At 57.9% G+C, this 26,000-nt stretch carries 16 protein-coding genes; 11 read left to right on the plus strand and 5 right to left on the minus strand.

Annotated elements, in window-relative coordinates:
* Positions 1-38 precede the first annotated feature (38 nt).
* From AC0V6Q_RS14470 to AC0V6Q_RS14490, 5 genes are read left to right on the plus strand one after another with little or no spacing between them, the layout of a single operon-like run.
* Entirely contained in the window at positions 39-2,483 is a 2,445-nt protein-coding gene (locus AC0V6Q_RS14470) for a M1 family metallopeptidase (RefSeq protein ID WP_486169081.1), read from the plus strand.
* Positions 2,483-2,971 (plus strand): DUF6702 family protein, encoded by a 489-nt coding sequence (locus AC0V6Q_RS14475; RefSeq protein WP_486169082.1) that lies wholly within the window; start codon positions 2,483-2,485, stop codon positions 2,969-2,971. The genes AC0V6Q_RS14470 and AC0V6Q_RS14475 overlap by 1 nt, the downstream gene beginning before the upstream one ends.
* Positions 2,972-3,835, plus strand: coding sequence for a purine-nucleoside phosphorylase (locus AC0V6Q_RS14480; RefSeq protein WP_486169083.1), 864 nt, complete (start codon positions 2,972-2,974; stop codon positions 3,833-3,835).
* Positions 3,832-5,175: an amidohydrolase family protein gene (locus AC0V6Q_RS14485; RefSeq protein WP_486169084.1), complete on the plus strand. Its 1,344-nt coding sequence runs from the start codon at positions 3,832-3,834 to the stop codon at positions 5,173-5,175. The genes AC0V6Q_RS14480 and AC0V6Q_RS14485 overlap by 4 nt, the downstream gene beginning before the upstream one ends.
* Entirely contained in the window at positions 5,165-6,445 is a 1,281-nt protein-coding gene (locus AC0V6Q_RS14490; RefSeq protein ID WP_486169085.1) for a NupC/NupG family nucleoside CNT transporter, read from the plus strand. Before AC0V6Q_RS14485 ends, AC0V6Q_RS14490 begins: the two co-directional genes overlap by 11 nt.
* Here the strand turns inward: AC0V6Q_RS14490 and AC0V6Q_RS14495 are convergent.
* Positions 6,442-6,999, minus strand: coding sequence for a phosphoribosyltransferase (locus AC0V6Q_RS14495; RefSeq protein ID WP_486169086.1), 558 nt, complete (start codon positions 6,997-6,999; stop codon positions 6,442-6,444). The two genes, AC0V6Q_RS14490 and AC0V6Q_RS14495, sit on opposite strands and share 4 nt — an antisense overlap.
* Positions 7,000-7,199: 200 nt before the next feature.
* Here AC0V6Q_RS14495 and AC0V6Q_RS14500 point away from each other — a divergent pair, with 200 nt between their 5' ends.
* From AC0V6Q_RS14500 to AC0V6Q_RS14525, 6 genes are all read left to right on the plus strand, one after another.
* Positions 7,200-8,396, plus strand: coding sequence for an acyl-CoA dehydrogenase family protein (locus AC0V6Q_RS14500; protein WP_486169087.1), 1,197 nt, complete (start codon positions 7,200-7,202; stop codon positions 8,394-8,396).
* Positions 8,397-8,422: 26 nt separating this feature from the next.
* Positions 8,423-9,556 carry an acyl-CoA dehydrogenase family protein gene (locus AC0V6Q_RS14505; protein WP_486169088.1) on the plus strand — a complete coding sequence of 378 codons (1,134 nt, stop codon included), beginning with the start codon at positions 8,423-8,425 and terminating at the stop codon, positions 9,554-9,556.
* 354 nt (positions 9,557-9,910) lie between these two features.
* Complete coding sequence (locus tag AC0V6Q_RS14510) at positions 9,911-11,320, plus strand: multiheme c-type cytochrome (RefSeq protein ID WP_486169089.1); 1,410 nt, start codon at positions 9,911-9,913, stop codon at positions 11,318-11,320.
* A 2-nt stretch (positions 11,321-11,322) separates the two neighbouring features.
* Positions 11,323-13,299, plus strand: a complete 1,977-nt coding sequence (locus AC0V6Q_RS14515) for a heme-binding protein (protein ID WP_486169090.1) — start codon at positions 11,323-11,325, stop codon at positions 13,297-13,299.
* Positions 13,300-13,302: 3 nt separating this feature from the next.
* Positions 13,303-15,216 (plus strand): hypothetical protein, encoded by a 1,914-nt coding sequence (locus tag AC0V6Q_RS14520; RefSeq protein WP_486169091.1) that lies wholly within the window; start codon positions 13,303-13,305, stop codon positions 15,214-15,216.
* 56 nt (positions 15,217-15,272) lie between these two features.
* A complete protein-coding gene (locus AC0V6Q_RS14525; RefSeq protein WP_486169319.1) occupies positions 15,273-19,742 on the plus strand; it encodes an LVIVD repeat-containing protein in 4,470 nt (1,489 codons plus the stop codon).
* Between the two features lie 81 nt (positions 19,743-19,823).
* Here the strand turns inward: AC0V6Q_RS14525 and AC0V6Q_RS14530 are convergent, their stop codons facing one another.
* Genes AC0V6Q_RS14530 through AC0V6Q_RS14545 form a run of 4 tightly spaced genes read right to left on the minus strand, consistent with a single transcriptional unit; the run spans position 19,824 to position 25,890 of the window.
* Positions 19,824-20,750, minus strand: coding sequence for a metallophosphoesterase (locus AC0V6Q_RS14530; protein WP_486169092.1), 927 nt, complete (start codon positions 20,748-20,750; stop codon positions 19,824-19,826).
* A gap of 1 nt (position 20,751) precedes the next feature.
* A complete protein-coding gene (locus tag AC0V6Q_RS14535; RefSeq protein ID WP_486169093.1) occupies positions 20,752-22,542 on the minus strand; it encodes a cytochrome c3 family protein in 1,791 nt (596 codons plus the stop codon).
* 13 nt (positions 22,543-22,555) lie between these two features.
* Positions 22,556-23,419: a hypothetical protein gene (locus AC0V6Q_RS14540; protein ID WP_486169094.1), complete on the minus strand. Its 864-nt coding sequence runs from the start codon at positions 23,417-23,419 to the stop codon at positions 22,556-22,558.
* On the minus strand, positions 23,419-25,890 hold the full coding sequence (locus tag AC0V6Q_RS14545; RefSeq protein WP_486169320.1) for a cyclic nucleotide-binding domain-containing protein: 2,472 nt from the start codon (positions 25,888-25,890) through the stop codon (positions 23,419-23,421). The genes AC0V6Q_RS14540 and AC0V6Q_RS14545 overlap by 1 nt, the downstream gene beginning before the upstream one ends.
* Positions 25,891-26,000 lie beyond the last annotated feature (110 nt).

Genomic DNA, 26,000 nt, shown 5'->3' on the forward strand with positions numbered 1-26,000 from the left:
CACTCACCACTGACTCGAAACCGATAGGAACTCCTCTCTTGCGTCTCTTTGCCCTCCTATTCGCACTTCTCCTCTCCTCCCCGGCGCTGGCTCAAGGCATCCAACAGACCAAAGGCGATTTTGAGGACAAGTTTCGCCAGTTGGACGAAGTGCTTGCCGACCCCAATGTGTACCGCAATGCATCAGGCGCGCCCGGGCACCAATATTGGCAGCAAGAGGCTGACTACCGGATCAACGCGACGCTTGATGAAGATGGCCGCCGCCTGACAGCGCGGGCGACAATCACATACAAGAACAAGTCGCCTGACACGCTCCCGTGGATCTGGATGCAGCTTGATCAAAACCGTTTCCGCACCGACTCCATGGCAGAGCTTACCGATACATTCGGTGGTCCGGGTCGTCGTGGGCCTGCGCGTTCCCTGGGCAATGGCAGCAATCCTGCGCGCCTCTCTATGGAGGAGCTGCGCCGTCAGCAGGCCTTGGCCGACAATACCTATGGCTACGACATTAGCCGGGTTCAGCTCACCAGTGGCCGTGCGCTTGGCCATACCATTGTCGGAACACTGATGCGGATTGATCTGCCAACGCCTCTGCGCCCTGGCCAAAGCGTTAGCTTCAACATCGATTGGGCTTACAACATCGTTGAAGAGAACGTGATCTTTGCCCGTTCCGGCTTCGAACACTTCCCAGACGATGCACGCGAAGGGGGCAATGATCTGTTCCTGTTTGCGCAGTGGTTTCCGCGCATGGTCGCCTATTCGGACTACGAAGGCTGGCACAATAAAGAGTTCCTGGGACGCGGCGAGTTTACGCTCGAATTTGGCAATTACGATGTCTCGATGACGGTCCCTAATGACCACATCGTCTCGTCCACCGGTGTTCTCGCAAACCCCACTGCGGTTCTGACCTCGACCCAGCGTCAGCGTCTGGCCCGTGCGCGCAATGCTGACAAACCGATGTTTATCGTGACGCCGGAAGAGGCTCTCGCCAACGAAAGCTCCAACCCGACGGGCACCAAAACATGGCGCTTTACCGCGCAAAAAGTGCGCGACTTTGCCTGGGCGACAAGCCGCAAGTTTATCTGGGACGCGCAAGGGCACAAGCAGCCGGGCGCGGAGCAAGAGACTGTTATGGCCATGTCTTTCTGGCCCAAAGAAGGCGGCGAGTTGTGGCGCAAATATTCAACCGCTGCCGTGGTCCACACGATGGAGGTCTATTCGCGTTATTCCTTCGATTATCCTTATCCCACCGCGCAATCCGTGAACGGGCCAGTGGGCGGAATGGAATATCCGATGATCACCTTCAACGGGCCGCGCACGACCTTGCAGGATGATGGCACGCGCACCTATTCGGAGAGCGAGAAAATCTTCCTCATCGGCGTCGTCATCCACGAGATCGGCCACATCTATTTCCCGATGGTGGTGAACTCGGATGAACGTCAGTGGACGTGGATGGATGAAGGCATCAACTCCTTCCTCGACAGCGTTGCGGGTTATGAGTGGGACCCCGATGTCCAGTGGACCCGCAGCCTTCCGCGCGATCTTATCCCCTACATGACGTCGAGCCAGCAGGTGCCGATCATGACGCAATCGGACAGCGTGCTGAACATCGGCCCGAACGCCTATGGCAAGCCATCGGCGGCCTATCACATCCTTCGCGATACGGTGATCGGACGCGAGCGGTTCGACTTTGCGCTGCGCGAATATGCGCGCCGGTGGAAGTTTAAGCGGCCAACCCCGACCGATTTCTTCCGCACCATGGAAGAGGCATCGGGCACCGACCTCGACTGGTTCTGGCGCGGCTGGTTCTACACCACTGATCACGTCGATATCTCGCTCGATACGATCCACCGCTTGCGGATTGATACAGAGAACCCCGACATTGATCTGGCCCGCGCGCGTCAGCGTTTGGCGGATGAACCCGAAAAAGTAGGCGTACGCCTGAACCGCGAACAAGGCCTGCCGATCTGGGTGCTTGAGAACCCCGGTGTGACCGATTTCTACGACGAGAATGACCGTTTCACCGTGACCCCGCGCGATACCAAGAAGTACGAGAGCTTCCTTGAAGGTCTCGACGATTGGGAGCGTCAGGTTTTTGACCGCGCGGTGGAAGAGGACGCCAATTACTATGTGCTTAGCTTCTCCAATCTTGGCGGCCTTGTCATGCCGATCATTCTTGATCTGCACTTTGTTGATGGCACCAAAGAGCGCCTGCATATCCCGGCTGAAATCTGGCGTCGCAATTCGCGCAATGTGTCGAAGCTTTTGACTTTCCCCAAGGGCAAGGAATTGGCCGAGGTTGTGCTTGATCCCGATTGGGAGACGGCGGATGCGGACATCAACAACAATCACTATCCAAGGCGGATCATCGACAGCCGGGTGGAAGCGTTCAAGCGCCCTGATCCCACGTCACGCGCAGGCCGCGATCTGATGGCAGAAGTCCAACAAGGCGCGAAGAAGGCCGAAGAAGAGGGCACTCAATAATGCTGCGCTGGATTGCCGCCCTAATGATGATTGCGCTAGCGATTCCAGCGGCTGCACATCAGCAAAAGGCAGCGATAACCAGTGTGGAGCATAACCCGCGCACGGGCATGATCGAGGTCGTACACTCGATCCCGTTGCACGATGCCGAACATGCGCTGCGCCGCCAGGGCAGCAAGAGCGCCGATATCAAAGGCAATGTCGAAAGCCGCCGCGCCTTTGCGCGCTATGCCGCAGAGCGTTTTACGATTGCAGTGGACGGTCGCGAGCTTGAGCTTGCGGTACTGGGAACCGAAATCGAAGGCGCTAGCCTATTGGTCTATCAAGAGGGCGTATCGCCCGGTGTTGGCGCTGAATTGTCCATTCGCGCGCAGGTCCTCACCGATATCTGGCTAAGGCAAACCAACAGCGTCAATGTGGGGCGCGGCACGTCGCCTCAAACGCTGGTTTTCCGTGGCGGCGACGGCGCCAAGACGGCGGTGCTGCGCTAGATGAAGGCGTCTCAATCAAAAGCGTTGGGGCAACGGCTTGATGAAGCCGTGGCCTTTATCCGCGGGCGCACTTCCCACATCCCTGAACTCGCATTGGTCCTTGGATCAGGGCTGGGCGATTTGGCCGAGGCAATAGACGGCACCGCGATCCCCTATAGCGCCATCCCGCATTTCCCGGACTCGACTGCGCCGAGCCATAAGGGCGTGCTGCATGTTGGCGAGCTTGCAGGCGTTTCGGTGGTCGCGATGCAAGGGCGCATGCACTTGTACGAAGGCTACACCCCGCAAGAAGTTGTCTTCCCGATCCAGGTCATGGCAAGGTTGGGCGCGAAAACGGCACTGCTCACCAATGCGGCAGGCGGTGTGCGCGGGGACCTTGATGTGACAGATATCGTGCTGGTTGAGGATCACCTGAGCCTTGCCAACCTTGCCGGAAATGATCCCTTGCGAGGGCCCAACGACGACAGCGTGGGCGAACGCTTCGTCAGCATGAACAACGCCTATGACAAACAGCTTCGCGCACAGGCATTGGCCGTCGCAGGAGAGGCCGGGCTCAACCTTAAAAGCGGGGTTTACGGCTTTGTCACAGGACCCAGCTTTGAAACGCCTGCCGAGATCAGGGCGATGCGGACCCTTGGCGCCGACCTTGTCGGTATGTCTACCGTGCCCGAGGTCATCGCAGCGCGCCATTCAGGCATGAAAGTGCTCGCCATCAGCACTGTCACCAACAAGGCGGTGAGCAGTCTGGACGATGATCACGTCACCAATGCCGAAGAGGTTTGGGAAGCAGCTGATTTGATCCGGCCCAAGCTTGCAAGCTTTGTGAACACCTTGGTCCCACGGATCGCAGGCCACGCGCAATGATCCGCGTCGATACGCTCATCACTGGCGGTCATGTCCTGACAATGGACGAAGGGTTCTCTCAGTATCAAAACGGCGGCGTCGCAATCTGTGATGGCAAGATTGTCGAATGCGGTGACGCTGAAGATCTAGCGTCCAGATATCAGGCAGACGAGACCCTTGATGTAGAGGGCGGCATCATCATGCCGGGCCTTGTGAACGGCCATTGCCATGCTGCGATGACCTTGTTCCGGGGTTATGCCGAGAACGTCACGCTCGATGGTTTCCTCGAAAAGCTCACTCATGCAGAGACCGAATATGTCTCGCCCGAGACGGTTTATATCGGCGCATCGGTGGCCTGCGCGGAAATGGCACTGGGCGGGATCACCAGCTTTGTCGATATGTACTGGTATCCGGACGAGACGATCCGGGCCGCGCGAGCGCTCAATATGTCGATTGTGGCAGGGCCCGTCTTCGTGGCGTTTCCCGGCTTTGATGACCTCAGCGAATGGCCCATGCGAACCGAGTTTGCTCCGGCGTTTGCTGAACGGCACCGCGATGCGCAGGGCGTCTTTCCCGCCCTTGCGCCCCATGGTTGTTATACCCTTGATGCAGACAAGCTGACCGAGCTTGCCGGTATGGCCGAGGCACTTGATCTGCCTGTCCACATCCACGCCTCCGAAGCGCCAAGCGAAATGCAATTGGTGCGCGATGGGTATGACGGCGCAACGCCGATCGAGGTGCTGGAGCGCACCGGCCTGCTCCACCGCAATTGCCAGCTTGCCCACGGCGTCCACCTGTCCGACAGCGATATCGCGCTGATCGCGAAGGCGGGCGCGAGCGTTATTCACAACCCGCAATCCAACGCCAAACTCGCCTCTGGCATTGCGCGGGTGTGCGATCTCTTGGAGGCGGGAGTTTCCGTTGGTTTGGGCACAGACGGCCCGTCCAGCGGCAATGATCTCGACATGTGGAAGGCGATGCGGCTTGCGGCCAACTTGCAATCGGTAAGCTCTGGCAAACCGGGCGCACTCAGTGATCGTGACGCTATAGCCCTCGCGACAAGGCTGGGCGCGAAGGCGGCCGGTATGAGCGATTACACCGGCTCTCTGGAACCGGGCAAAAACGCTGATGTCATTGTCGTTTCGACGAAGGGTTTGCATATGCGCCCGGTCTTCAGCCCCTACGCAGCCCTTGTCTATTCGTCGGGCCGCGAAGATGTCGACCATGTCTTTGTCAGCGGTCAGCACATCGTCAAAAATCGCGAGCTTCAATGGGAAGGCTTCAAGGAAGTGCTTGACCAATTTGATTGTATTACCGAGGCAATCGCGGCTGACACAAAGTTGGGGCAATTTGGCGTCTAGCGAGCAAGGTTCACTTGCCTGCCCACACAGGAGAAATACGCTGATTGGCCTTTTAGGAATTGCCGTTCTGGTCGGTGTTGCGATCCTTTTTTCCGAGGCGCGGGGAAGCATCCACTACCTTAACGCGGCCCGCGCTCTTGCGTTACAAATTGCGGTGGCCGTGCTCGCTTTGGTGACGCCAGTAGGACAGGCAATCTTGCAAGGGCTCTCTGCCGGAGTGGTGGAGGCGATCTCTTACGCCAATGCGGGGATCGGCTTTGTGTTCGGTCCTTTAGCAGACCCGGCCGACGGTCTGATCCTCGCCTTTCAGGTGCTCCCCGTTATCATCTTTATCGCGACTATCATGGCGGTCCTGTTCCATATCGGCGTGATGACTTGGGTCATTCGCATCATAGGCGGAGCGTTGAGGTTCCTCACCGGAGCATCGCGCCTCGAATCCACTTGCGGGGCAGCCAACATCTTTGTCGGTATGGCCGAAAGCCCTCTGACGGTTTTGCCATATCTGCCCAAGATTTCCCGAGCGCAATTGTTCGTGATGATGTCGCTCGGCCTCTCAAGCGTCGCTGGGACCGTTCTGGTCGCCTATTCCGCGCTGGGTATTCGCAGCGATTTGCTGCTTACAGCTGCCTTTATGGCGCCTGCTGGGGGCATTTTGTTCAGCCGGATGTTGGTGCCTGAAACCGGCGAACCGTTTGATCTGGACGAGGATGACGATGCCAATCCCGCTAGCCTCTCTAACGCATCAAGCTTGATCGAAGCGGCAACCGATGGCGCGACCTTGGGCATGCAGATCATGCTCAGCGTCATTGCCGTCCTGATCGGTTTTATCGCTGGCATTGCGCTTCTCAATGGCATTCTGGCGGGTATCGGCGGATTGCTCGGCTGGCCTCAGCTTAGCCTTGAGCTGTTAATCGGATATCTGTTTGCGCCTGTCTCTTATCTTATCGGTGTGCCGTGGGAGGAAACGACGCAGGCGGGGGTCTACCTTGGGCAAAAAGTCGTGCTCAATGAATTCCTCGCCTATGCCAATTTCGCGCCGAATATGGAGAATTTCAGCGCAGCGGGACAGATTGCTCTGATTGTTGCAATGTGCGGTTTTGCAAACTTCGGCGGGCTTGCGATCCTGATCGCGGGGCTGGGCGCGGCGGTGCCAGAGCGCAAGGCCGAGATTTCAAAGCTCGGCATCAAAGCGCTGCTTGCCGGAACGCTTTCCAACTTCACCAGTGCGGCAATTGTGAGCGTGATTTTTGCTTTGGGCGGGTTCGCCTAATTCTTGTCGAGCACAACGCCAGCGGCCGTTTTATGCTCGCGGATTTCTTCTGGCGTGAGGCCTTGCAGTTCATGCGGAAAGACCAGCCAGTCATCGGTTTCATGGACGAAGAAGTCGGGCTTTAAATCGGTCTGATTACGCGAAGGCTTGAAATATACGGTCGCAACCTTGATCGTCTCGGGCAGATTGCGGCGGCACTTGGTGGCAAGCTCTCGCAACAGCGCTTCGATGGAGCGGCCGCTGTCAAACACATCGTCGATGATGAGTAGCGAATGCTCTCGGTCGAGATTGTCGATAAGATAGTTGAGGCCCAGAACCTTCACCACTTTGTCCTGTTGGTCGATCCCGGTGTAGGACGAGGTGCGCACTGCAATATGGTCGCATGGGAACCCGCGATATTCGAGCAGTTCCTGCACCGCGATCCCGATAGGCGCGCCCCCGCGCCAGATGCCTACGATGTGAGTGGGGTGAAATCCCGATTCGATAATCTGGTCGCCGAGCACGAAGGAATCTTCGAGTAGTCCATCAGCGGTTAGAAATGTTTTTGAGATCATGTTTCGTGTCGCCCCGCTGCTCTAACCTGCCCGCTTCCCTTACGGCTTTCAGGCCCCTGTGCTAGCTTGCATCCAAAGATGCAACACGCCCGTTGCTTTGTAGTGAACATCTCATGCCTGAAATGCGACGAAACAGCCCTTGACGTTTACGTAAGGTGTGGCAGGACAGGCGCAACCACAAAGCCTTTTGGAGAGAGAGCATGAATCTGGAATTCACGCCCGAAGAGAACGCCTTCCGCGAAGAAGTGCGCGCCTTTATCGAAGCAAACCACCCCAAGCACCTTGAGGGCATGGGCAACCGCGAAGACATGTCGCCCGAAGACATGACCGCGTGGCACAAGATTTTGGGCAAGAAAGGCTGGTCAGCGCCTGCATGGCCGGTCGAATATGGCGGCACCGGCTGGGACGCGACGCAGCGTTATATCTGGTCTGAAGAAAACGCGCGTGTCGGCACGTTCATGCCGCTGCCGTTTGGCGTGTCGATGGTGGGTCCGGTGATCTACACATTCGGCAATGACGCGCAGAAGCAGCAGCACCTTCCCGGCATTCTTTCCGGCGACGTATGGTGGTGTCAGGGCTATTCAGAGCCCGGCGCTGGTTCTGACCTTGCCTCGCTCAAGACAACGGCTGTGCGTGATGGCGATCACTATGTGATCAACGGCCAGAAAACCTGGACCACTCTTGCACAGCACGCCGATTGGGGCTTTTTCCTGTGCCGCACCGATCCGGATGCGGCGAAACCCCAGGAAGGCATTTCCTTCATCCTCGTCGATATGAAAACGCCGGGTATCGAAGTGAAGCCGATCAAGCTCATCGACGGCGGCTATGAGGTCAACGAGACATGGCTCACCGATGTGCGTGTGCCGGTCGAAAACCTCGTCGGCACCGAGAACATGGGCTGGACCTATGCGAAATTCCTTCTCGCTCACGAGCGTAGCGGGATTGCTGGCGTTGCCCGGTCGAAGCGCGGCGTCGAGAAACTGCGCGAAATCGCTGCCAATGAAACACAGGATGGCGCGCCGCTGATAGAAGACTTTGATTTTGCTCGCAAAGTCAGCCAGCTCGAGATTGATCTGGCCGCGCTTGAAATCACCGAGCTTCGCACGCTTGCTGGTGAGCAAGCCGGTAAAGGTCCGGGCCCTGAAAGCTCAATCCTCAAGATCAAAGGCACTGAAATCCAGCAGCGCCTTACCGAACTGACGCTTGAGGCGGTGGGTTCCTATGGCACGCCAATGTACGGTTCGATCGCGGATATCGGCTCCAACGAATATCCAATCGGCCCCGACTACGCTCAGCATTCAGCCGCGACCTATTTCAACATGCGCAAGACTTCGATCTATGGCGGATCAAACGAAATCCAGCGCAACATCATCACGAAAATGATCCTCGGCCTTTAAGGCACGAAGGCTAGGGAGAGAACCAAGTGGATTTTAATTTCACTGAAGAACAGGACATGGTCCGCGATGGTCTGTCGCGCATGGTCCGTGAGCAATACGGCCCGGAAGAGCGCCGACAGCTGATCGCAAGCGAAGCCGGTTGGAGCACAGCCGTTTGGGGTCAACTCGCTGAGCTTGGCATCCTTGGAATGTCGTTTAGCGAAGAAGATGGCGGCTTTGGGGGCGGCGCGATTGATTCCATGGTCATCATGGAGGAGTTTGGCAAAGGCCTAGTGGTCGAGCCATTCGTGCCCACGGTTGTGTGCGCAGGCGGCTTCTTGAAGCACGCTGGCACGGCGGCGCAAAAGGAAGAGCATATCGGCGGGATCGTCTCTGGTGAGCGGGTGTTCGCCTTTGCCTATGCAGAGCCGCGCGGGCGCTATGACCTTGCGAACCTCGAGACCACAGCCAAGAAAGACGGCGGCGACTACGTCCTCAACGGTCACAAGGCGGTTGTCATCGGCGCGCCTTGGGCCAGCCACCTTGTCGTGACGGCTCGCACAGGCGGCTCGCAAACAGACAAAGAAGGCATTTCGGTCTTTGTGGTCGACAAGTCAGCGGCAGGCGTGGTCACGCGCGATTACGCCACAGTCGATGGTCGCCGCGCATCCGAAGTCTACTTGGAGAACGTGCGCGTGTCCGCAGATGCTCTGATCGGCGAGGAAGGCAATGCGCTTCCTCTGATCGAACGGGTCACGGACGAAGCAATCGCGGCTCAATGCGCAGAAGCTTGCGGCGCAATGAAGGTCGCCCACGCAATGACCCTCGACTACGCCAAGCAGCGCAAGCAATTCGGTGTTCCAATCGCCAGCTTCCAGGTGCTGCAACACCGCATGGTCGATATGTACACCGAGTATGAATGCTCGGTCTCCATGACCTACCTCGCAACGCTGCGTCTCGATAATGACGAGCGCGAGCGCAAGCAGGCGGTGTCCGCTGCCAAGGTCCGCGTTGCTCAAGCGGCGCACCATGTGGGGCAGGAAGCGATCCAGATCCACGGCGGCAACGGCATGACCGATGAATATGCCATCGGGCATTACTTCAAGCGCCTGACGATCTTTGATTCCGAGTTCGGCAACATCGATCACCATATGAAGCGTCACATCGCTTTGGCGAGCTAATCGCACGCAGACGATTTGGGCAAAGCCCCACTAAAAACGAAAGCCCCGAAGCGATAAGCTTTGGGGCTTTTGTGTTCTCCATCACTTTTTTCCGTTGAATTGGCACCTATAGCCGATTGACGGTTGCATCCTCTTTGAAAGCTTGAGAGGTTGTATTTGTAAAATGCACACGTGCTATGCGCTCTGTGAAGGCGCATTGGTACGAGCCCCGATGGCCAGGCGCGGACGGTGCCGTTTTGAGATATCGGCTGAAAAATATCGGGGTTGGATGAAGTTTAGGGGCAGGCGTGAGACGAAGGACTTGCGCCATCTGCCAAAAAAGGCAAAGTTAGCGCATCTCCTGGGGGGGAAGAGATGACAGTATTAAAGCCGAGTCTTGGGGTGGGGCCAATTTGGGGTTTCCTTTCCCCGCTGCGCCGCATCAGTGCCGCCACCTTGCGGGTGGTTGCTGCGTTCGGGCTTCTTGCAATATTTCCGTCGGTATCCGCTTCAGGCGATGGTGGCTTTGAGGGCGTGGCTTCGTGCGCGGGCTCGACGTGCCATGGCCGTGCAGAAGGCAATGGCGCCGTTGTCCGTCAGGATGAAATCGCCACCTGGCAAGAGCCATCCTCCCCCAGCGGGGCGCACAGCCGCGCTTATGCGGTCCTTGCTGGACGCCGCGGCCAACAAATCGCGAGCAGCCTTGGATTGGGCGATGCGACTCAGGCAAAAGACTGCCTTGGTTGTCACGCAACTTACGTTCCAGCGGCGAAGCGCGGCGCACGTTTCCAGCTTTCCGATGGTGTCGGATGTGAAAGCTGTCACGGGGCGGCAGAGGGCTGGCTTTCAAGCCACTATGCTGTGCCTGCGACCCATGCTTCGAATGTGGCTGACGGTCTCACCCCTCTAGAGAACCCACAGGTTCGCGCCAATGTATGCCTTGATTGCCACTATGGTTCGACCAAGCCGGGACAGTTTGTAACGCACGCCATGATGGCGGCAGGTCACCCGCGTGTATCGTTCGAGCTCGACCTGTTCAGCGCGCTTCAGCAGCACCACAATATCGATGACGATTACAAGCGCCGCAAACGCGCGCCCGATGCGGTCCGTTTCTGGGCTGTCGGTCAGGCCGAGGCTGTTAAGCGGGCAACGGGCCTGTTCTCCAATCCCAAATTCGCAATGGAAGGCGTATTCCCGCAATACTACTTCTTTGATTGCCATTCATGTCACAGAGAAATTCAGGATTCGTCCAATCGCCGTCTGACATTTGAGGAAAACCCAGGTCGTCCGATCCCGTTTGGTAACGCGCCGTTCAATGATGAGAATATCATCATGCTTTCGGCTGTTGCTGGCGCTCTTGTTCCGGGCAAGGCCGATGACTTTAAGCAAGCAAGCCGCAGCTTTCATAGTGCGCTTGGCGGCAACGGCGGCGATCCTCGGGCTGCGGCGCGGGCTTTGTCGCAAAGGGCGGGTGCGCTTTCCAACGCGCTGAGCCAGCGTGCCTATGGCAATGCCGATGCATTCCGCGTCATCGATATTATCGGCAACAATGCAATTCGGCCGCGTTTCACCGATTACTCGGGTTCGGTTCAGGCCGTGATGGCGGTTGATACGCTTCTTAATGGTCTTGTGACCAATGGTCGCGTCACCCCTGGGGCAGCTGCGAGTATCCGCGCAAGCATCAACCGGGCTTACAAGGCGGTTGAAGAGCCCAACTCTTACAAGCCCGCTGACTTCCGTACAGCACTTGCCTCGGCATTGGCTTCTATTCGAAGGTTGAAATAACGATGCCGGGGGGACGTAAATCGACGGGATGGAAATCTCTGGTGGCAGTGCCGCTTCTCGCCCTTACGCTTACCGTTTCGGCGTGTGGCGGCGGCGGTGGTTCGACGCCTGCCGGTGGAGGCACGTCGACCAACCCGCCCCCTGCGCCAACGCCGACCCCTGCGCCTCCAGGTGATTTGTTCGCTGCTCCCGCCCAGGAAAGTCTCAGCGTATCCGAGGTCGAGCAAATCATCGCTCAGGCAGCGGCCCAGGCGAGCTCGCAAGGGCAGGCGGCCACCATTGCAGTCACCGACCGAGTGGGCAATGTGCTTGGCGTATTCGTCATGCCTGGCGCGCGCGCAACTGTTAGGATACCAAGCGCTCCGAACGGGCAAAATGTCGATATTCAGGGGCTGGATGTGCCCGCCGCAGGCTCGGCAATCGCAAAGGCGATTACGGGCGCATATCTGTCGAGCGCTGGCAATGCGTTTTCCACCCGTGTGGCTTCGCAGATTGTGCAAGAGCACTTTCCCCCATCGCCAACGACGATTGGGCTTGAAAGCGGGCCGTTGTTCGGCGTGCAGTTCAGCCAGCTTCCCTGTTCCGACTTTTCGGCCCGCGCTGTTGATGGTCTGATCGGACCCAAGCGTTCGCCTCTGGGGCTCTCGGCTGATCCGGGCGGCTTCCCGTTGTACAAGAACGGCGTTGTTGTGGGCGGAATAGGCGTTGCGGCAGACCCGGACTACACCTTCGATCCCAATATTCTTGATGTCGATAATGACGTGGACGAGTTCATCGCGCTTGCCGGAACAGTCGGGTTCGAGGCGCCGGTTGAAATCCGCGCCGATCGTATTTCCGCAGACGGCACAAGCCTTCGTTACACCGATGCGACCTACAATGCTCTGACGAGTGTTTCAGGGGCAAGCTTTGCGGGAACGGCTGGCTCTTTGGTGCCTATCAACGGCTATAGCGCGGGCGCAATTATTGCCGGCACAGCGTATGGCACCGAGGCATCCGGCATTCGCCCTGCAACGGGCGCAGAATTCTCCCTCGGGGGTGCATTTGTCATGTCGGATGGTGCAGGCAACAACCGCTTCCCCATTCGCGCCGGCACCGATGGGGCGGAAGTCGGCAATCCGATATCGCAGGATGAGGCGACCGCGATCCTTGAAGAGGCGTTTATCGTCATAAGCCGGTCTCGCGCACAAATTCGCAGGCCATTGGACAGTCAGGCGCAAGTGACTTTGAGCCTGGTCGATACGCGCGGCGCGATCCTTGGGATTGTGCGCTCTGCCGATGCGCCGATTTTTGGTTCAGACGTATCATTGCAAAAGGCGCGCACCGCCAATTTCTTCTCGGCGCCGTTTGCTGCTGACGAGCTTCTGGCTGGCGACCTTGAAGTGCCGCAATATGTGCAGCGCGTTCGCGATTTCCTGGGTGATCCCAATGCTCTGACCGGCACGTTTGCGTTTGCAGACAGGTCCGGCGGTAACCTTGCGCGGCCATTCTTCCCCGATGGCGAAGTGGGCACACCTAATGGCCCTCTGTCTCGCCCGATTGAACAGTTCAATCCGTTCTCGACTGGTTTGCAATCCGCCCTTGTGCTGCAAAACTTGGCCGAGCATTTGGCCTTTGTTACCGGCGCATCGGCGACGGATACTGCGCGTGGTTGCACCAAGCTTCCGCAAGTGGCCGGTGCACCGCGTCTTGGCAATGGCATACAGATTTTCCCCGGCTCGGTTCCGGTCTACCGAGGTAACCAGCTTATCGGCGGGATTGGCGTTTCGGGCGACGGGATCGATCAGGATGACATGATCAGCTTCCTCGGGCTCCATAATGCCGGCGTGCGCACAGGCACGATCAACAATGCGCCCAAGGACATTCGGGCCGACAGGATCGTGGTTCAGGTCGGCTCGCGCGAAGTGCGTCTGCGCTATATCAATTGCCCGTTCGCGCCCTTCCTGGATGATCCGTCACAAAACGTGTGTGAGGGGCTCTAAGCGATGAGCGCGATCTCTCTTCTTCCGTTCATGGTACTGATGCAGGCAGCGCCCGGCGAAGAGCCCGCGACTGCGCCCGAGCCCGCGCCCGGGGAAGAGTCGCAAGAGCACAACCAGAGCATCGGTCGTGAAGGGCTGAACACCACGGCTAAGGAAGAGGCAGAAGAGCTCGACAATCAAGTCATTGATGGGCGCGAGCGTCCCGGTTTCAATGCGCCATTGCCAGAGCGGGTGACACAGGAAAATCCCGGAGCCGTGCGTGCGCCGCCACCGCAGGCGTTCTCTCCCGATCAGGTGCCGATCCCTGATCGCTGGCGCTTGATTGACAATGTGACCGACATCAATGGCAATCCGATCATCAAGGAAGCCTTGCTCGATCCCTATAACCAGAACACTTACAAGGGCGATCGTCCGATCAATCCGGACAAGGTTCCGTGGTTGCCGATCAAGGAGAACGATTGGTTCTTCGTCCTCAACGCGATCAGCGACACGGTTTACGAGCCGCGCACATTTCCGATCCCCGTTGGTATTCAGACGACAGAAGACCCGGATAGGCTCGACGTGTTCGGGGGCGATTTCTCGACCGTTCTGTCGCAGACTTTTATCGTTGGCGCAGCGCTCCTCAAGGGCTCGACCGCGTACAAACCGCCGAGCATCGAATACCGCCTGACGCTGGCGTACAATGTCAACTATGTCGATGTGCCCGAGCGGCGCGTGCTCTTTGTGGAGCCATCCCGGCCAAGCCATCGCTTGGACCATTTCCTTGGCGTGCAAGAAGCCTTCGTTGACTATCACTTCACAAAATATGACCGCGACCGTTTCGACTTCATCTCGATCCGCGCAGGCATCCAACCGTTTCAGGCTGACTTCCGCGGTTTTCTGTTTCAGGATCAACAGCTCGGTGTTCGCCTGTTCGGCAACCGGGACAACAACCGGTTCCAGTTTAACCTCGCGGGGTTCTGGCGGCTTGAGAAAGACACCAACAGCGGTCTTAACTCGGTTGCAAAGACACCGCGCGATGACTTTGTCTTTATCGCCAATGTCTATCGCCAGGATTTCCTGATCCCGGCTCTGACCAGCCAGTTCACGGTCGCTTACAACCGCAACCGCGAAGCCAATGATATCCAGATCGATACCAATGGCTTCCCTGTCCGCCCTGCGCTGCTTGGTGATCTGCGCGGGCGCGATTATGACGTCTATTATCTTGGCTACAATGTCGATGGACGCATTGGCCGGATCAACATCACGGGCAGCGCCTATTGGGCCTTGGGAGAAGATCGCAATTCGATCCTGACGGGCGAGCCTGTCGACATCAACGCGCAGTTTGCAGCCGCCGAGATCAGCTATGACCGGGACTGGATGCGTTTTCGCCTTTCTGGTCTGTATCAAAGCGGGGACAGCGACCCGTATGATGATACGCACACTGGCTTTGACGCGATTTTTGAAAACCCACAGTTTGCAGGCGCCGATACATCCTACTGGATCAGGCAGACGCTCCCCTTTGCCGGCGGTGGCCGGGCAATCTCTGTGAATGGCCGCAACGGCATTTTGAACACGCTGCGTTCGTCCAAAGAGCAAGGGCAATCGAACTTCCTAAACCCCGGCCTCTGGCTCGTGGGTGTGGGCGCAGACTTTGATCTGACGCCAGAAGTCCGCCTTACCGCCAATGCGAACCACCTTTGGTTTGAGGATACGGCCACTCTCGAGAATTTCCGGATCGAAGGCTCGATCCCGAAAGATATCGGCTACGATCTGTCTGCGAGTGCTATCTGGCGGCCCAAGGCTAACCAGAACATCGTTTTCCGTCTCTCTGCTGCGACTTTGCTGTCGGGCAAAGGGTTCGAGGACTTGTTCGACAATCTTGGCAATGACGGCAATTTCTATTCCATCCTTGCCAACCTGACGCTGACTTACTGATGCTGAGGAGCAAATTCTTGAAGAGCCAGAGCTCACAGTTTCGCTTCTTGACGCCGATGCATGGCTCTCTTGCGGTTATCGCGCTCATTCTGGGTGTGTCGATGTTCCAGGTGGAAACGCAGGCCGCGGACAAAGAAAAGCCTACAAAACGCGATTACAGCCTGGTCATTGCTGCGCCCGCGCCAGCGCGCCAGTCACAGGCCGAAGCCGATGCAAAGTCGGAAGGGTGCCTCACCTGTCACCGCGCAAGCGATGCGCCGACCATGCACGAAACGCCGGCGGTGGTGCTGGGCTGTGTCGATTGCCATGGCGGCAACGCGGCCGTCGCGGGCAATCCGTCGCTTCCTTATGATCACCCCGAATATCTAGCTGCGCGCGACACTGCGCACGTGCTGCCGAAGTATCCAGACAGCTGGCATTTCCCCAGCAGCGCGAACCCGGAGCGGTCCTACGCGCTGCTCAACAAGGAATCGCCCGAGTTTGTGAAATTCGTAAACCCCTCGGACTATCGCGTTGCGCGCGAGGCTTGTGGCTCGTGCCATATCCAGGCCATCGAAAGCGCAGAACGCTCGATCATGGCAACCGGCGCGATGCTGTGGGGCGGGGCAACCTATAACAACGGTATTTTGCCGTTTAAGAATTATATTCTGGGCGAGGCCTACACCCGCGCTGGCGACTCGGCGACGATTTCTGGTGTTGGCACCGTGATTTCATCACCGGGCGATGCCCCCGATGACCAGCTTTCCGAAGAGCAGAAAGCGCGCGGTGTTCTGGGGCAACTCTATCCTCTGCCGACATGGCACGTCATTCCGCCAGCGGACGTCTTCCGCGTGTTTGAGCGCGGCGGACGCACGATCAACTCGCAATTCCCCGAGATCGGGCAGCCGAATATCACTGGCCGTATCCAGCTTTTGGAAGAGCCAGGCCGCCCTGATCTGAAGCAGTCAAATCGTGGTCCGGGAACCGGCCTTCGCGTGGCGATCCCGGCGCTCAACATCCACAAGACGCGCCTCAACGATCCGTTCACATGGTTCATGGGCACCAATGATCAGCCCGGCGATTATCGCCATTCCGGCTGTGCGTCGTGCCATGTCATCTATGCCAATGACCGCGAACCGCGGCATAGCCTCACCTATGCACAATATGGCCGCGATGGTCAGACGGTGACAGTCGATCCATGCATCAACCCAGAAGCGAACACCAACGCCGCCCTCCAATGTTACAGCCGCGTAACGTCTGGTGGACGCAATCCGGGCGAAGCAGGCCATCACGGTTATAAGAAAGATATCGGCCTTCCCGAAAGCGGCCTCAAAGATGGTGGTTTTGACGGTGCGGGCGGCCATGGCGCGCTCAAAGGTCCAGAAGACCATGCTGAAGATAACCATAGTGACGATAGCCATGGCGCGCATGGCAAGCCCAAGCGCGAAAAAGGCCATCCGCTCAAGCACGTCTTCACCAGAGCAATTCCAACCGCGCAATGCATGACCTGTCACATGCACCAGCCCAACATCTTCCTCAATTCCTACCTTGGCTACACCATGTGGGATTATGAAAGTGATGCGCCGATGATGTGGTCGGGCCCGGAAAACCAGACGCCGCGCCCGCACGGCATGTCGGACGAGGATTACGAAGAGTTCTATAAGACACAGCGTTTCCCAACGGCTGAACAAGTGCGCGCAATTCTGGACCGCAACCCCGAAGGCGCGGCTGCTCGCGGCATGTGGGCGGATGTCGACTTCCTTCGGAACGTATACGACCTCAACCCGGAGCTAGAGCACACGCAGTTTGCCGATTACCACGGCCACGGCTGGAACTTCCGCGGCATCTTCAAACGCGACCGAGACGGGAACCTTCTTGATGCTGAAGGCGAAATCCTTCGCCCGGGGAATCCCGAAACCGACACTCCCGAAGAGCAAGCCTATCACGATGAACGCTGGCGTCAGCGCTGGCGCAAGGATGGCGAGGGCAAGTTTGTCGAGGTTGAGAAGAACCCGGCGAAGAACGGTTCCAACAACCCCGGCACCGCCGTTCACATGATGAGTATCCACGCCGAAGTCGGCATGCAATGCGTCGATTGCCACTATGAGCAGGACACCCACGGCAATGGCCTGATATACGGCGAAGTCGCCAATGCGATCGAGATCGGGTGTAAGGATTGCCACGGCACCGCCGACGCCCTCCCAACGCTGCGCACCAGTGGCCCTGCTGCGCCCCCTGAAGGCCACAACCTTGCGCTCCTGCGCAACCCTGATGGACAGCGCCGCTTTGAATGGATGGAAAACGACAAGGGCGAGCGGGTTCTGATCCAGCGCTCTATCCTTGATCCGGATCTCGAGTGGGAAGTCAGCCTCGTCAAAAACTCGGTTGATCCACAAAACTCGACCTTCAATGCCAAAGCCGCGCGCTCCAAATTGATGAGCGTCTATGGCGCGGAAACCGGCAATTTCGAGTTTGGCTCTGGCATCGTAAAGGGCGAACGTGCTCACGACGATGACAATATGGCGTGTTTCACATGCCACCTTTCCTGGACCACCAGTTGTGGTGGGTGCCACCTGCCGATTGAGGCGAACTGGAAGACGAAGTCGCACCGCTATGAAGGCGGCTCGACCAGGAACTTTGCGACCTACAACCCGCAAGTGGCGCGCGATCAGATGTTCCAGCTGGGCAAGCACCAGACGACCAAGGGCAATCAAACCGCTCCGGTTCGCTCAACCTCGGCGCTGGTTCTGTCCTCTACCAACATCAACCGCGAGCGCATCTATGTGCAGCAGCCGCCGATCAGCGCGGTTGGTTTCTCCAGCCAAGCTTTTGCGCCGCACTTCCCGCACACTGTCAGGAAGACCGAGACCAAGCAGTGCTCTGACTGTCACCTGTCCGAAGCCGAAGACAACAACGCGATCATGGCGCAGTTGCTGCTGCTAGGCACAAACTATGTGAACTTTGTCGGCATGCATGCCTTCACCGGCCTTGAAGGCGGTATCTCCGCTGTGCGCGTCACCGAATATGACGAGCCTCAGGCAGTGCTGGGTTCTTACCTCCACCGCTATTCCTACCCCGATTATTGGCGCCGCCATGTCGAGGACAATGACCGCGAGCTGAAGAACTGGGTGCGCGGGGAAGCCTTTGATGGCGACATTTCGGGCGAGACCAAGCCGTTCGAGGAATTCGTCAACGTGCACGAAGGCACCGGAGATGCGGTGCGCTGTCTGCAAATGCGCGGGGAATACCTGTTCGTTGCAGAGGGCAAGGGCGGCTTCCAGGCCTATGACATCGCCTCGATAGCTAACAAAGGCATCTCGGAGCGGATTATCACTGCGCCGTTCTCACCGCTTGGCCACGACACCAAAGTCAGCACCAAAAACGCAACCTGCATGGCGGTGGCGACCAACCAGCCCATCGCGCCAGAGCGCAACACCGCACGCATGCGAGAGGTCAATGAAGAGCAACCGTTCAGCCCGATCTATGACTATGCGTTTATCACGGATAGCGAAGAGGGCCTGATCGCGGTCGACGTGAACACGCTTGCCGATGGAGAATTCCGCAACAACTTCTTCAACCGCGCGCGTTTCGATGATGGCTCGGACGCGTGGAACCCGAACGGTGTGCTGAACGGTGCAAGCCACATCACACTGGCGGGTGACTATGCCTACATCACTGCGGATGCCGGTCTTGTCGTGGTCTATCTGCCCAAGGACATTCCTGACAATCCGGCCACGGCTTACCGCGATGAGTGCGAGATTGATCCGGCGAACCCATCGGAAAGCTGTCTTGCGCCGCGAGTGACCAAAGTCATTCCGCTTGCCGGAGCCAAGGCGACGACGATCCAGTTCCGCTACCTATGGGTGACGGACAATGAAGGCCTGAAAGTTTTCGATGTGACCGACATGGCCAGCCCTGTCGCTGTGCCTGAGGCGACCTATCCAATCGCCGACGCGCGCCGCATCTATGTCGCGCGCACCTATGCCTATGTCGCAGCGAAGAGCGATGGCTTGATGATCTTCGACGTGAAGAATCCGCGCTCGCCCAAGCTCTTCCAGAAGGTCACCATGGACGGGACGCTGAACGATGCGGAGGACGTGATTGTTGGTTCCACTAACGCCTCGCTCTTTGCCTATGTTGCAGACGGCGTAAACGGCCTCAAAGTGCTCCAACTCACCAGCCCTGATAGTCAGCGCAATTTCTACGGCTTTAGCCCGGCGCCAGTGCCCGAGCTTATCGCCTATGCGAAGACGCCGTCACCAGCGCTTGCGCTTTCCAAAGGCCTCGACCGTGACCGCGCGGTGGATGAGACGGGCGGACAGATGGCGGTCTTCGGGCGGCTTGGTTCACGGCCTTTCACACGCGATGAGATGGAGAAGCTCTTCATGACCCGCGCAGGTGTCCCGTGGAAAGTCACCGATGACGTGAACATGGATCGCTGGGTCGGCAGCGGCTTTGGTCCCAATATGGCCCTGGAATCGGGCGACCGCCGCGAAGAAGAAGGCATGGATGCTGAACCCGAGGGCGAAGACCAACTCGGCGGTTAAGCCAGCGCTTTCGCCTCTGCAGCGGTGCAAATACTCAATTGAAAAGGGAAGGGCGCTCGGGGTTACTCCCAAGCGCCTTTTTCACTCTTGGCGCTCTGCGAAGAGGCCTTTCATCATCGGCTTGATATGCTCTTCAAACCGGGCGAGGGTTTGCCACTGGCCCACAGGTTGGAAGTGAGATACAAAGCTTTGATGGCGCCAGATATGGAGCGAATAGAACGGTGGTTCTGCATCCACAATCGGGCGGTGATCGGCCACATCGGTGTCCATGGGCCTGAGGTCAAGCGCGACCGCCGGGGCGACCGCTGGTGTGACGCTGATCGGAATGCCTTCGACGGTTGAATGCAGTGGGCGATGCAAATGCCCAGCCTGAATAGACAAGATCTGTTTATGTCCGCGCACAGCGTCGTGGAAGCGGATCATCCAGGGCTCATGAGGCTTGGGATCCATCCATTCGATCGAAGATACCACCGGCGGATGATGGACAAACAAGACGGTGGGCGTATCAGGGTGAGCCTCAAGCTCCCTGGTCAGCCAGCTTGCACGCACTTCACAAAATGCACCGCCATGACGGCCCGGCTCAAAGCTATCGAGGCACAAAAGTCGCAGCTTGTCTTCGCCTTCGCCAAGTTCAAGCGCGAATTGGGCAAAGCCATCAGCCGTCGGACATTCAGGAAATATCTCGAGCATGGTGTCGCGGCTGTCGTGATTGCCCGGAATGATCTCGTAGGGAATCGGGCAATCGTTCATCAGGTCGCGGATGCGGGCATAACATTCCGCGCTGCCATTATCTGTGAGATCGCCGGAGAGGATGAGCAAGTCGGGTTGCACCGGTTGGCTCAACAGATGTCCCAGCACATTGCGAAAGCGTACGAAGTTAAATTCGTTCTCGCCCGCCTCAGGTTCAAAGCCCACGTGAGTGTCAGTGATTTGCGCAATGATCACGCCGGGGTGGGCATTTTGGGCTGAACCCTGTGGTCTGCCGCTCGCCGGCGAGTATCTATGCATCCTAGCGCCTTAGACTGCTCAAGATTGCTGCAACATTATCATTTCCGCCATTCCCCGGCAAATCGGGATGATCTTCCGGCTTCCAGGGCATCGCAGGTGTATGATAGCCGTGACACATTGCGCAGCTCGAAGGCACGATCTCCTCGGTCTTCACGGCGCTTTCGCCAAGGTGGCAATCGCGGCAGCTTTCAAGATCAGGGATCAGTAGATCGGTTGCCTCGCCCGAGGTATCGGTCGCATGACAGTCTTTGCATTCGGCGACATCATCACCGTGCGCCTCGTGCGGGAAGAACCCGCCGTGAATGTATTTATCCGGAATGTTGACCGGGATCAGATCCGGGCGACCATCCGTTGTGGTGCGAAGGTGGCAGTCACCGCATGTGCCGCCTTTTTGAAGCGCGCGCGAAATTGCCAAATAAGTGCCCGATGGGCGACCGAAATTGGCGTAATAGCGTCCACCCGATCCATACTGGCCTGGCCGACCACGACCCGTCACAATACTGCGGCGCGAACTCAGGTTCACCTTGGCAAGGTCTTCCATAAGGTCGCTTACATCGCCGTGGCGAAGCGAAGTGAACGCGCCTCCTGCCGTGCCCGATACAAGACTGTGACAGGCCTCGCACGAATCTTCCATGACGACGGGCTTGAACCCGCCAGGTGCTGATTTGTCTTCCTCGTGACAGTCGCTGCATTCGAGCGGCGCACCATATTGCGAGAGGCTCATTGCCATCTTCGCGGCGCCCCCCGTTTCAGAGACATGGATGTCGTGCGGGAATACAAGACCGCTTTTCTCGACCGGCTCTTTGTCGAGAGAGACACGTTTTGCCTCTTTATCGAAGTGGGCGGTGTAGAATTTGGGGCGGAACTGCGGGTGTTTTTCGCCAAAATCGCCCGCATTGCCAAACGCCACATCGGTCAAACGCACGTCCATATCGTTGTGACAGTCGGCGCAGAATTTCTGGTCTGATGCTTCAAGCTTAACCGGGCCCTCGTGCTCGGTGTGGCACGAGACGCATCCCAGGGGGCCTTCTTTGCCGAGCGCCTGACCGATGTTCCACTGGATCTGATCTCCGGTGCTAAACGGAGGCATGCCGGTCAGTTGACGGTCCATCTTTGCGTGGTCGTCCAATTCCTCGTGACAGGTAATGCAGGTTTCATCCTGAACCGAGACAAAGGCGGTCTGGTGGCAGGCTTCGCAATTGTCCTCAAGGTCGTGGTGCGCCATGCTGAGATCGCCCGTGCTCCATGAGGCATCCATGAGCACAGCGCCTTTATCGACGTTTTCCGGATCGTTTTCGACCCGCTCACGGAATTGGTGCGAGAGGATCGGGACCGAGAGCAAGAGCACAAAAATCAGGCCAAAGAAGCTCCACGCCATCGCGCGTTTGCTGGGCATGGCGCTGGCCATGAGGAAGCCTGCTTCGGGTTCGCCAGAAGCCTTGTCCTTGGGCGCGGGCCGAATGTTGATCTTAACCGGGCCATCTGCATCGCGCGACACCGCAAGGAGGGCAGGGCCTACCGCGATCTCTGCGCCGGAATTTGGATCAATCCGACCTTCGGTGACGCTTTCGCCATCGACATAAAACGGCAGTTCGCCCACTGCCCGTGCGGCGATCATGCCTTGGCCCGCATCGGTGAGCTTCAGGTGTTTGAGCTCAACCGTAAGGTCAGGCAGATGGATGTCGCTCGCCGGATCACGGCCGATGATCAGCTCATCTTTTTCAACCGTGCGGTCACGCACGATCTCGCGGCCGGATTTGGCAACTGCGATGGTTCGGATCAGGAATGCCAAGCCAAAGTCCCCCTCACCAATAATAGAACACGCTGATCACATGCGCGAGAAGCGCAGCAAGCAGGGCGATCGTCGCCGGGATGTGGATGAAGAGCCAGATTTCCAGCATCGATTTGATGCGAAGGTGGCGGCGGATTTGCGCGAGCTGCTCGGCGCGGTTTGAAAGGAGTTCATGCACCCGTGCTTCGGCATCGCTTCCGGATGCGGGAATACCCTCAAGGGCGCGCTTGGTCGCGCAGCCGGGATAGGAGTTTGTAAGGCGGGCAAGCGCGCCGCCGTAAAAGACATCCTGGCCAAGAGCGCCGATAACAAGATCGCATGCGGCACGGCCCAATGGTTGGGCGGCACCGTCGAGCTTGCGATCAATATCGGCGATCGTGTCGAGCATATCGCCGCCGGTCTTGTCGCCCCGGTTGGCGGACAGTTCTTTGGGCAAAGCGGCATAGGCGTAGACGCCGTAAATCCCGCTGAAGATAACGATGAGCATCAGGACATAGGCGAGGGTGTGGACGTTCCACCCGATTTGAAACCCGGTGTGAAGCGTACCCACAACGACCAGTGCAAGGCCCAGATAGACATGAGCACTCGTCCATGCCTTAAGGCTCCATGCGCCTTCGGATATGCGGCGTTTGCGGACGCCCAGCATCGAAAGCCACACGATCAGTGCCAAGCCGATGGTGCCAAGCGTATAACCATACCAACTGCCGCCATTGGGGCGCGGTTCCTGGTCAATCAGAGCATAGCCGATGATGCTGAAGACGCACAAAAGCAGCGCGATCCAAAGCCAGCGAAAGCCGCGGTGTTTGAGAAAGCTGATATGATCAGCGTCCCGCCGCTTTTCGTCTTCGCGAAACCTGTTGTCTGCTGCGGTCGCCATCAGCCCTCTACGTCCTCTGTCATTTTGGCAAAGGTCAGGAATTTGTCAGGCGACACGCGGATCGCGGCACCAGTGGGGCAGGCGCGCACACATGACGGGCCGCCTTCAATGCCTGCGCACATATCGCATTTGACCGCCTTTTTGGCGACGCCGGGATCGGAGTTTTCCTTGCGCCATGAATAGGGCGCTTCGCCTGGTCCTGGCCCTGAGCCAAACATCATCCATTTCAAAAGGCTGGGTTTTTCAGGAGGCACAGGCTCCATACTGATAACACCATAAGGGCAGTAACTTTTGCAATTGCCACAGCCGATACAGGTTTCGCGGTTGATATCGACCTCGCCATCCGGCCCACGCTGGATCGCATTTGGCGGGCAATCGGTCATGCAATGCGGGTGTTCGCAATGGCGGCACGAAATCGGCACATGGAGATAGGCAAAAGTCTTACCCGTTTCGCGATCTAGGCGCGACAAACCATCGTGGCTATCCGCGCACGCCTTCTCGCAATTGTCACAGCCAATACACAGGCGTTCGTCGATGAGCAGCGCATCGGTTGCCTCGCCCATGCCTTCATCGAACAGGAAGGACGCAAGGCCGGAATAACTGTCGACCTTGCCATCCTCTTTGGCCCTTTGGCTTTCGATTTCCTCATTCGAGCGGCGGCGCTCATCCATGATCTGGAGCGCACGCTCGCGCAGTTGCGGCTTTTTGGCGAGGAGATCGAGGAACCCTTCGCCCGGCAGGCGGATGACCTCGGACTTCACCGCGGCGCGTACCGTCGACATGCGCGGCAGCCCGTCGATAATGCCCATTTCGCCAAAGAAATTACCCGCCGGAATAAGGCCAAGGAACGTCTGTTGTTCCCCGTCGCCTTTTTCCACGCGCATCGAACCAAGGCGCACAATGAACAAATCTTTGTCGTCCGCGCCTTCCTGGATCACCACTTTGCCAGCGCTGATCTCTTCGACCACAGCGCTATCGGTCAGAGGCTTGATGTCCTCAGACGTCAGGCCAGAGCCGAAAAGCTGAAGGATTTGCCGCTCGATCGAAATGCGCTTGACCGCTTCATCTGCTTCGGGCGACGAACCAATAAGTTTAAGCGCCGCTTTACGCGAAAGTTCGACGACCACTGTGTCTTCGGCGGCCCGGATGGTTGCACCGCGCCGGCGTCCTGAAACAAGGCCAACCTCGCCAAAGATCGAGCCTTGGCCAATGGGCACCGTGATCGATGGATCGTTCGGGTTCACTTCCACCGCGACACTGCCTTGTGCGATAGCGAAAAGCGATGACCCGGGCGCGTCGCGCCGGAAGATAATGTCGCCCGGCGCAAAGGCCGAGCAGATCGAATCGAGCATAAGCTCGCGCATTTGCAGTGTTGAGAGACCTGCAAAAATATCGACATTGGTGCGGTACAATTCGAGCCAGTAGTCGACGCTCTTGTTGCCTGGCAGATTCTCGAACACCTTCTCGAGCAGTGGCTCATCTGCCGGTTTCACCGCCTCGCCGGTCGCGAGATACTCGATGACATCATAGCCCTGGTTCATGCAGTGCTTGATCAGCGGATAACCGGCCAATGCGCCGATAACGAAGATGCCCTCTTTGGTTGTCTCGAATTCAGGCGAGAGTTTCGGGAAGGCACTGCGCTCTTCCGATGTGAACTCGATCCCCATGCTTTCGATAAACTTGCGCGGCGGTTGCGAGCCGATGCGGGTGATGATCATGTCGCACGGGATGACCTCTTCGCCCGTCTCTGTCTCCACCAACATCTCGCCATCGCGAACTTCCGCTGGCGAGGTGCGGTACGCGATTTTGAGGAAACCCTCTTCATCTGCGCTTGTAAGGTCGGTCGCGTTTTTGGTCTTTGCTTTGGCAAAATCGGTGCCGCGGTTGAGGATGGTGACGGTGTTGCCAAGCGCCGGGTCGGTCGCAAGGCCAAGCGCGTTCTCGATCCCTGCATCGCCAGTGCCCACGACAACAACATTTTTGTCAATGTGGTCTTCAGGGTCGTCCAATTGCGGCGTGATCATCGGGTGATCGGCGCCCGGACAACGCAGCAGATTGGGGTTCCCTTGCGTCCCGATTGCAAGAACAATGGTTTCAGCCCGGACGGTGTCGCCATCCTTCAGCTTGATCGAGAAATTGCCCTTTTTCCCCTCTACCGAGACAACCTCTGCGTTCAGGCGGGTATTGATCTCGAAGTCTTGAACCTCGTGCTCGGGCTCAGGAATGCTCGGGTCATTGATCCGGCAATGCTTGTTCCAGATCCCAAGGATACGCTCACGCGTGCCCTCTTCGAATTCCATGCCATCATGCACACCCTCTTCATACCCCCCACCGCGCAGCGCGAGGTCGGAAGGGGTCGCCATGACGTGCTTACCCTTTTGGTATTTGAAGATCGTGTCAGATAGGTGATCGGTCTTTTCGAGCAGGACGTGGCTCATGCCACGCTTTGCGGCCTGTCCCGCAGCGCTCATTCCGGCAGGGCCGGAGCCAATAATGGCGACTTTTATCAAGTCAGACAATCTATCCCCCCCCTTTCGGATAGATTTTGCATACAAGCGCTAACCATAAGGAAAGCGCACCC

Source organism: Erythrobacter sp. S227, from assembly GCF_057364925.1.

Coding starts and splice junctions, on each gene's coding strand:
- AC0V6Q_RS14475 (WP_486169082.1), top strand. CDS start 2,483: ATGCTGCGCTGGATTGCCGCCCTAATGATGATTGCGCTAGCGATTCCA.
- AC0V6Q_RS14545 (WP_486169320.1), bottom strand. CDS start 25,890: ATGAGCGCTGCGGGACAGGCCGCAAAGCGTGGCATGAGCCACGTCCTG.
- AC0V6Q_RS14530 (WP_486169092.1), bottom strand. CDS start 20,750: ATGCATAGATACTCGCCGGCGAGCGGCAGACCACAGGGTTCAGCCCAA.
- AC0V6Q_RS14525 (WP_486169319.1), top strand. CDS start 15,273: ATGCATGGCTCTCTTGCGGTTATCGCGCTCATTCTGGGTGTGTCGATG.
- AC0V6Q_RS14485 (WP_486169084.1), top strand. CDS start 3,832: ATGATCCGCGTCGATACGCTCATCACTGGCGGTCATGTCCTGACAATG.
- AC0V6Q_RS14480 (WP_486169083.1), top strand. CDS start 2,972: ATGAAGGCGTCTCAATCAAAAGCGTTGGGGCAACGGCTTGATGAAGCC.
- AC0V6Q_RS14520 (WP_486169091.1), top strand. CDS start 13,303: ATGAGCGCGATCTCTCTTCTTCCGTTCATGGTACTGATGCAGGCAGCG.
- AC0V6Q_RS14495 (WP_486169086.1), bottom strand. CDS start 6,999: ATGATCTCAAAAACATTTCTAACCGCTGATGGACTACTCGAAGATTCC.
- AC0V6Q_RS14540 (WP_486169094.1), bottom strand. CDS start 23,419: ATGGCGACCGCAGCAGACAACAGGTTTCGCGAAGACGAAAAGCGGCGG.
- AC0V6Q_RS14500 (WP_486169087.1), top strand. CDS start 7,200: ATGAATCTGGAATTCACGCCCGAAGAGAACGCCTTCCGCGAAGAAGTG.
- AC0V6Q_RS14510 (WP_486169089.1), top strand. CDS start 9,911: ATGACAGTATTAAAGCCGAGTCTTGGGGTGGGGCCAATTTGGGGTTTC.
- AC0V6Q_RS14515 (WP_486169090.1), top strand. CDS start 11,323: ATGCCGGGGGGACGTAAATCGACGGGATGGAAATCTCTGGTGGCAGTG.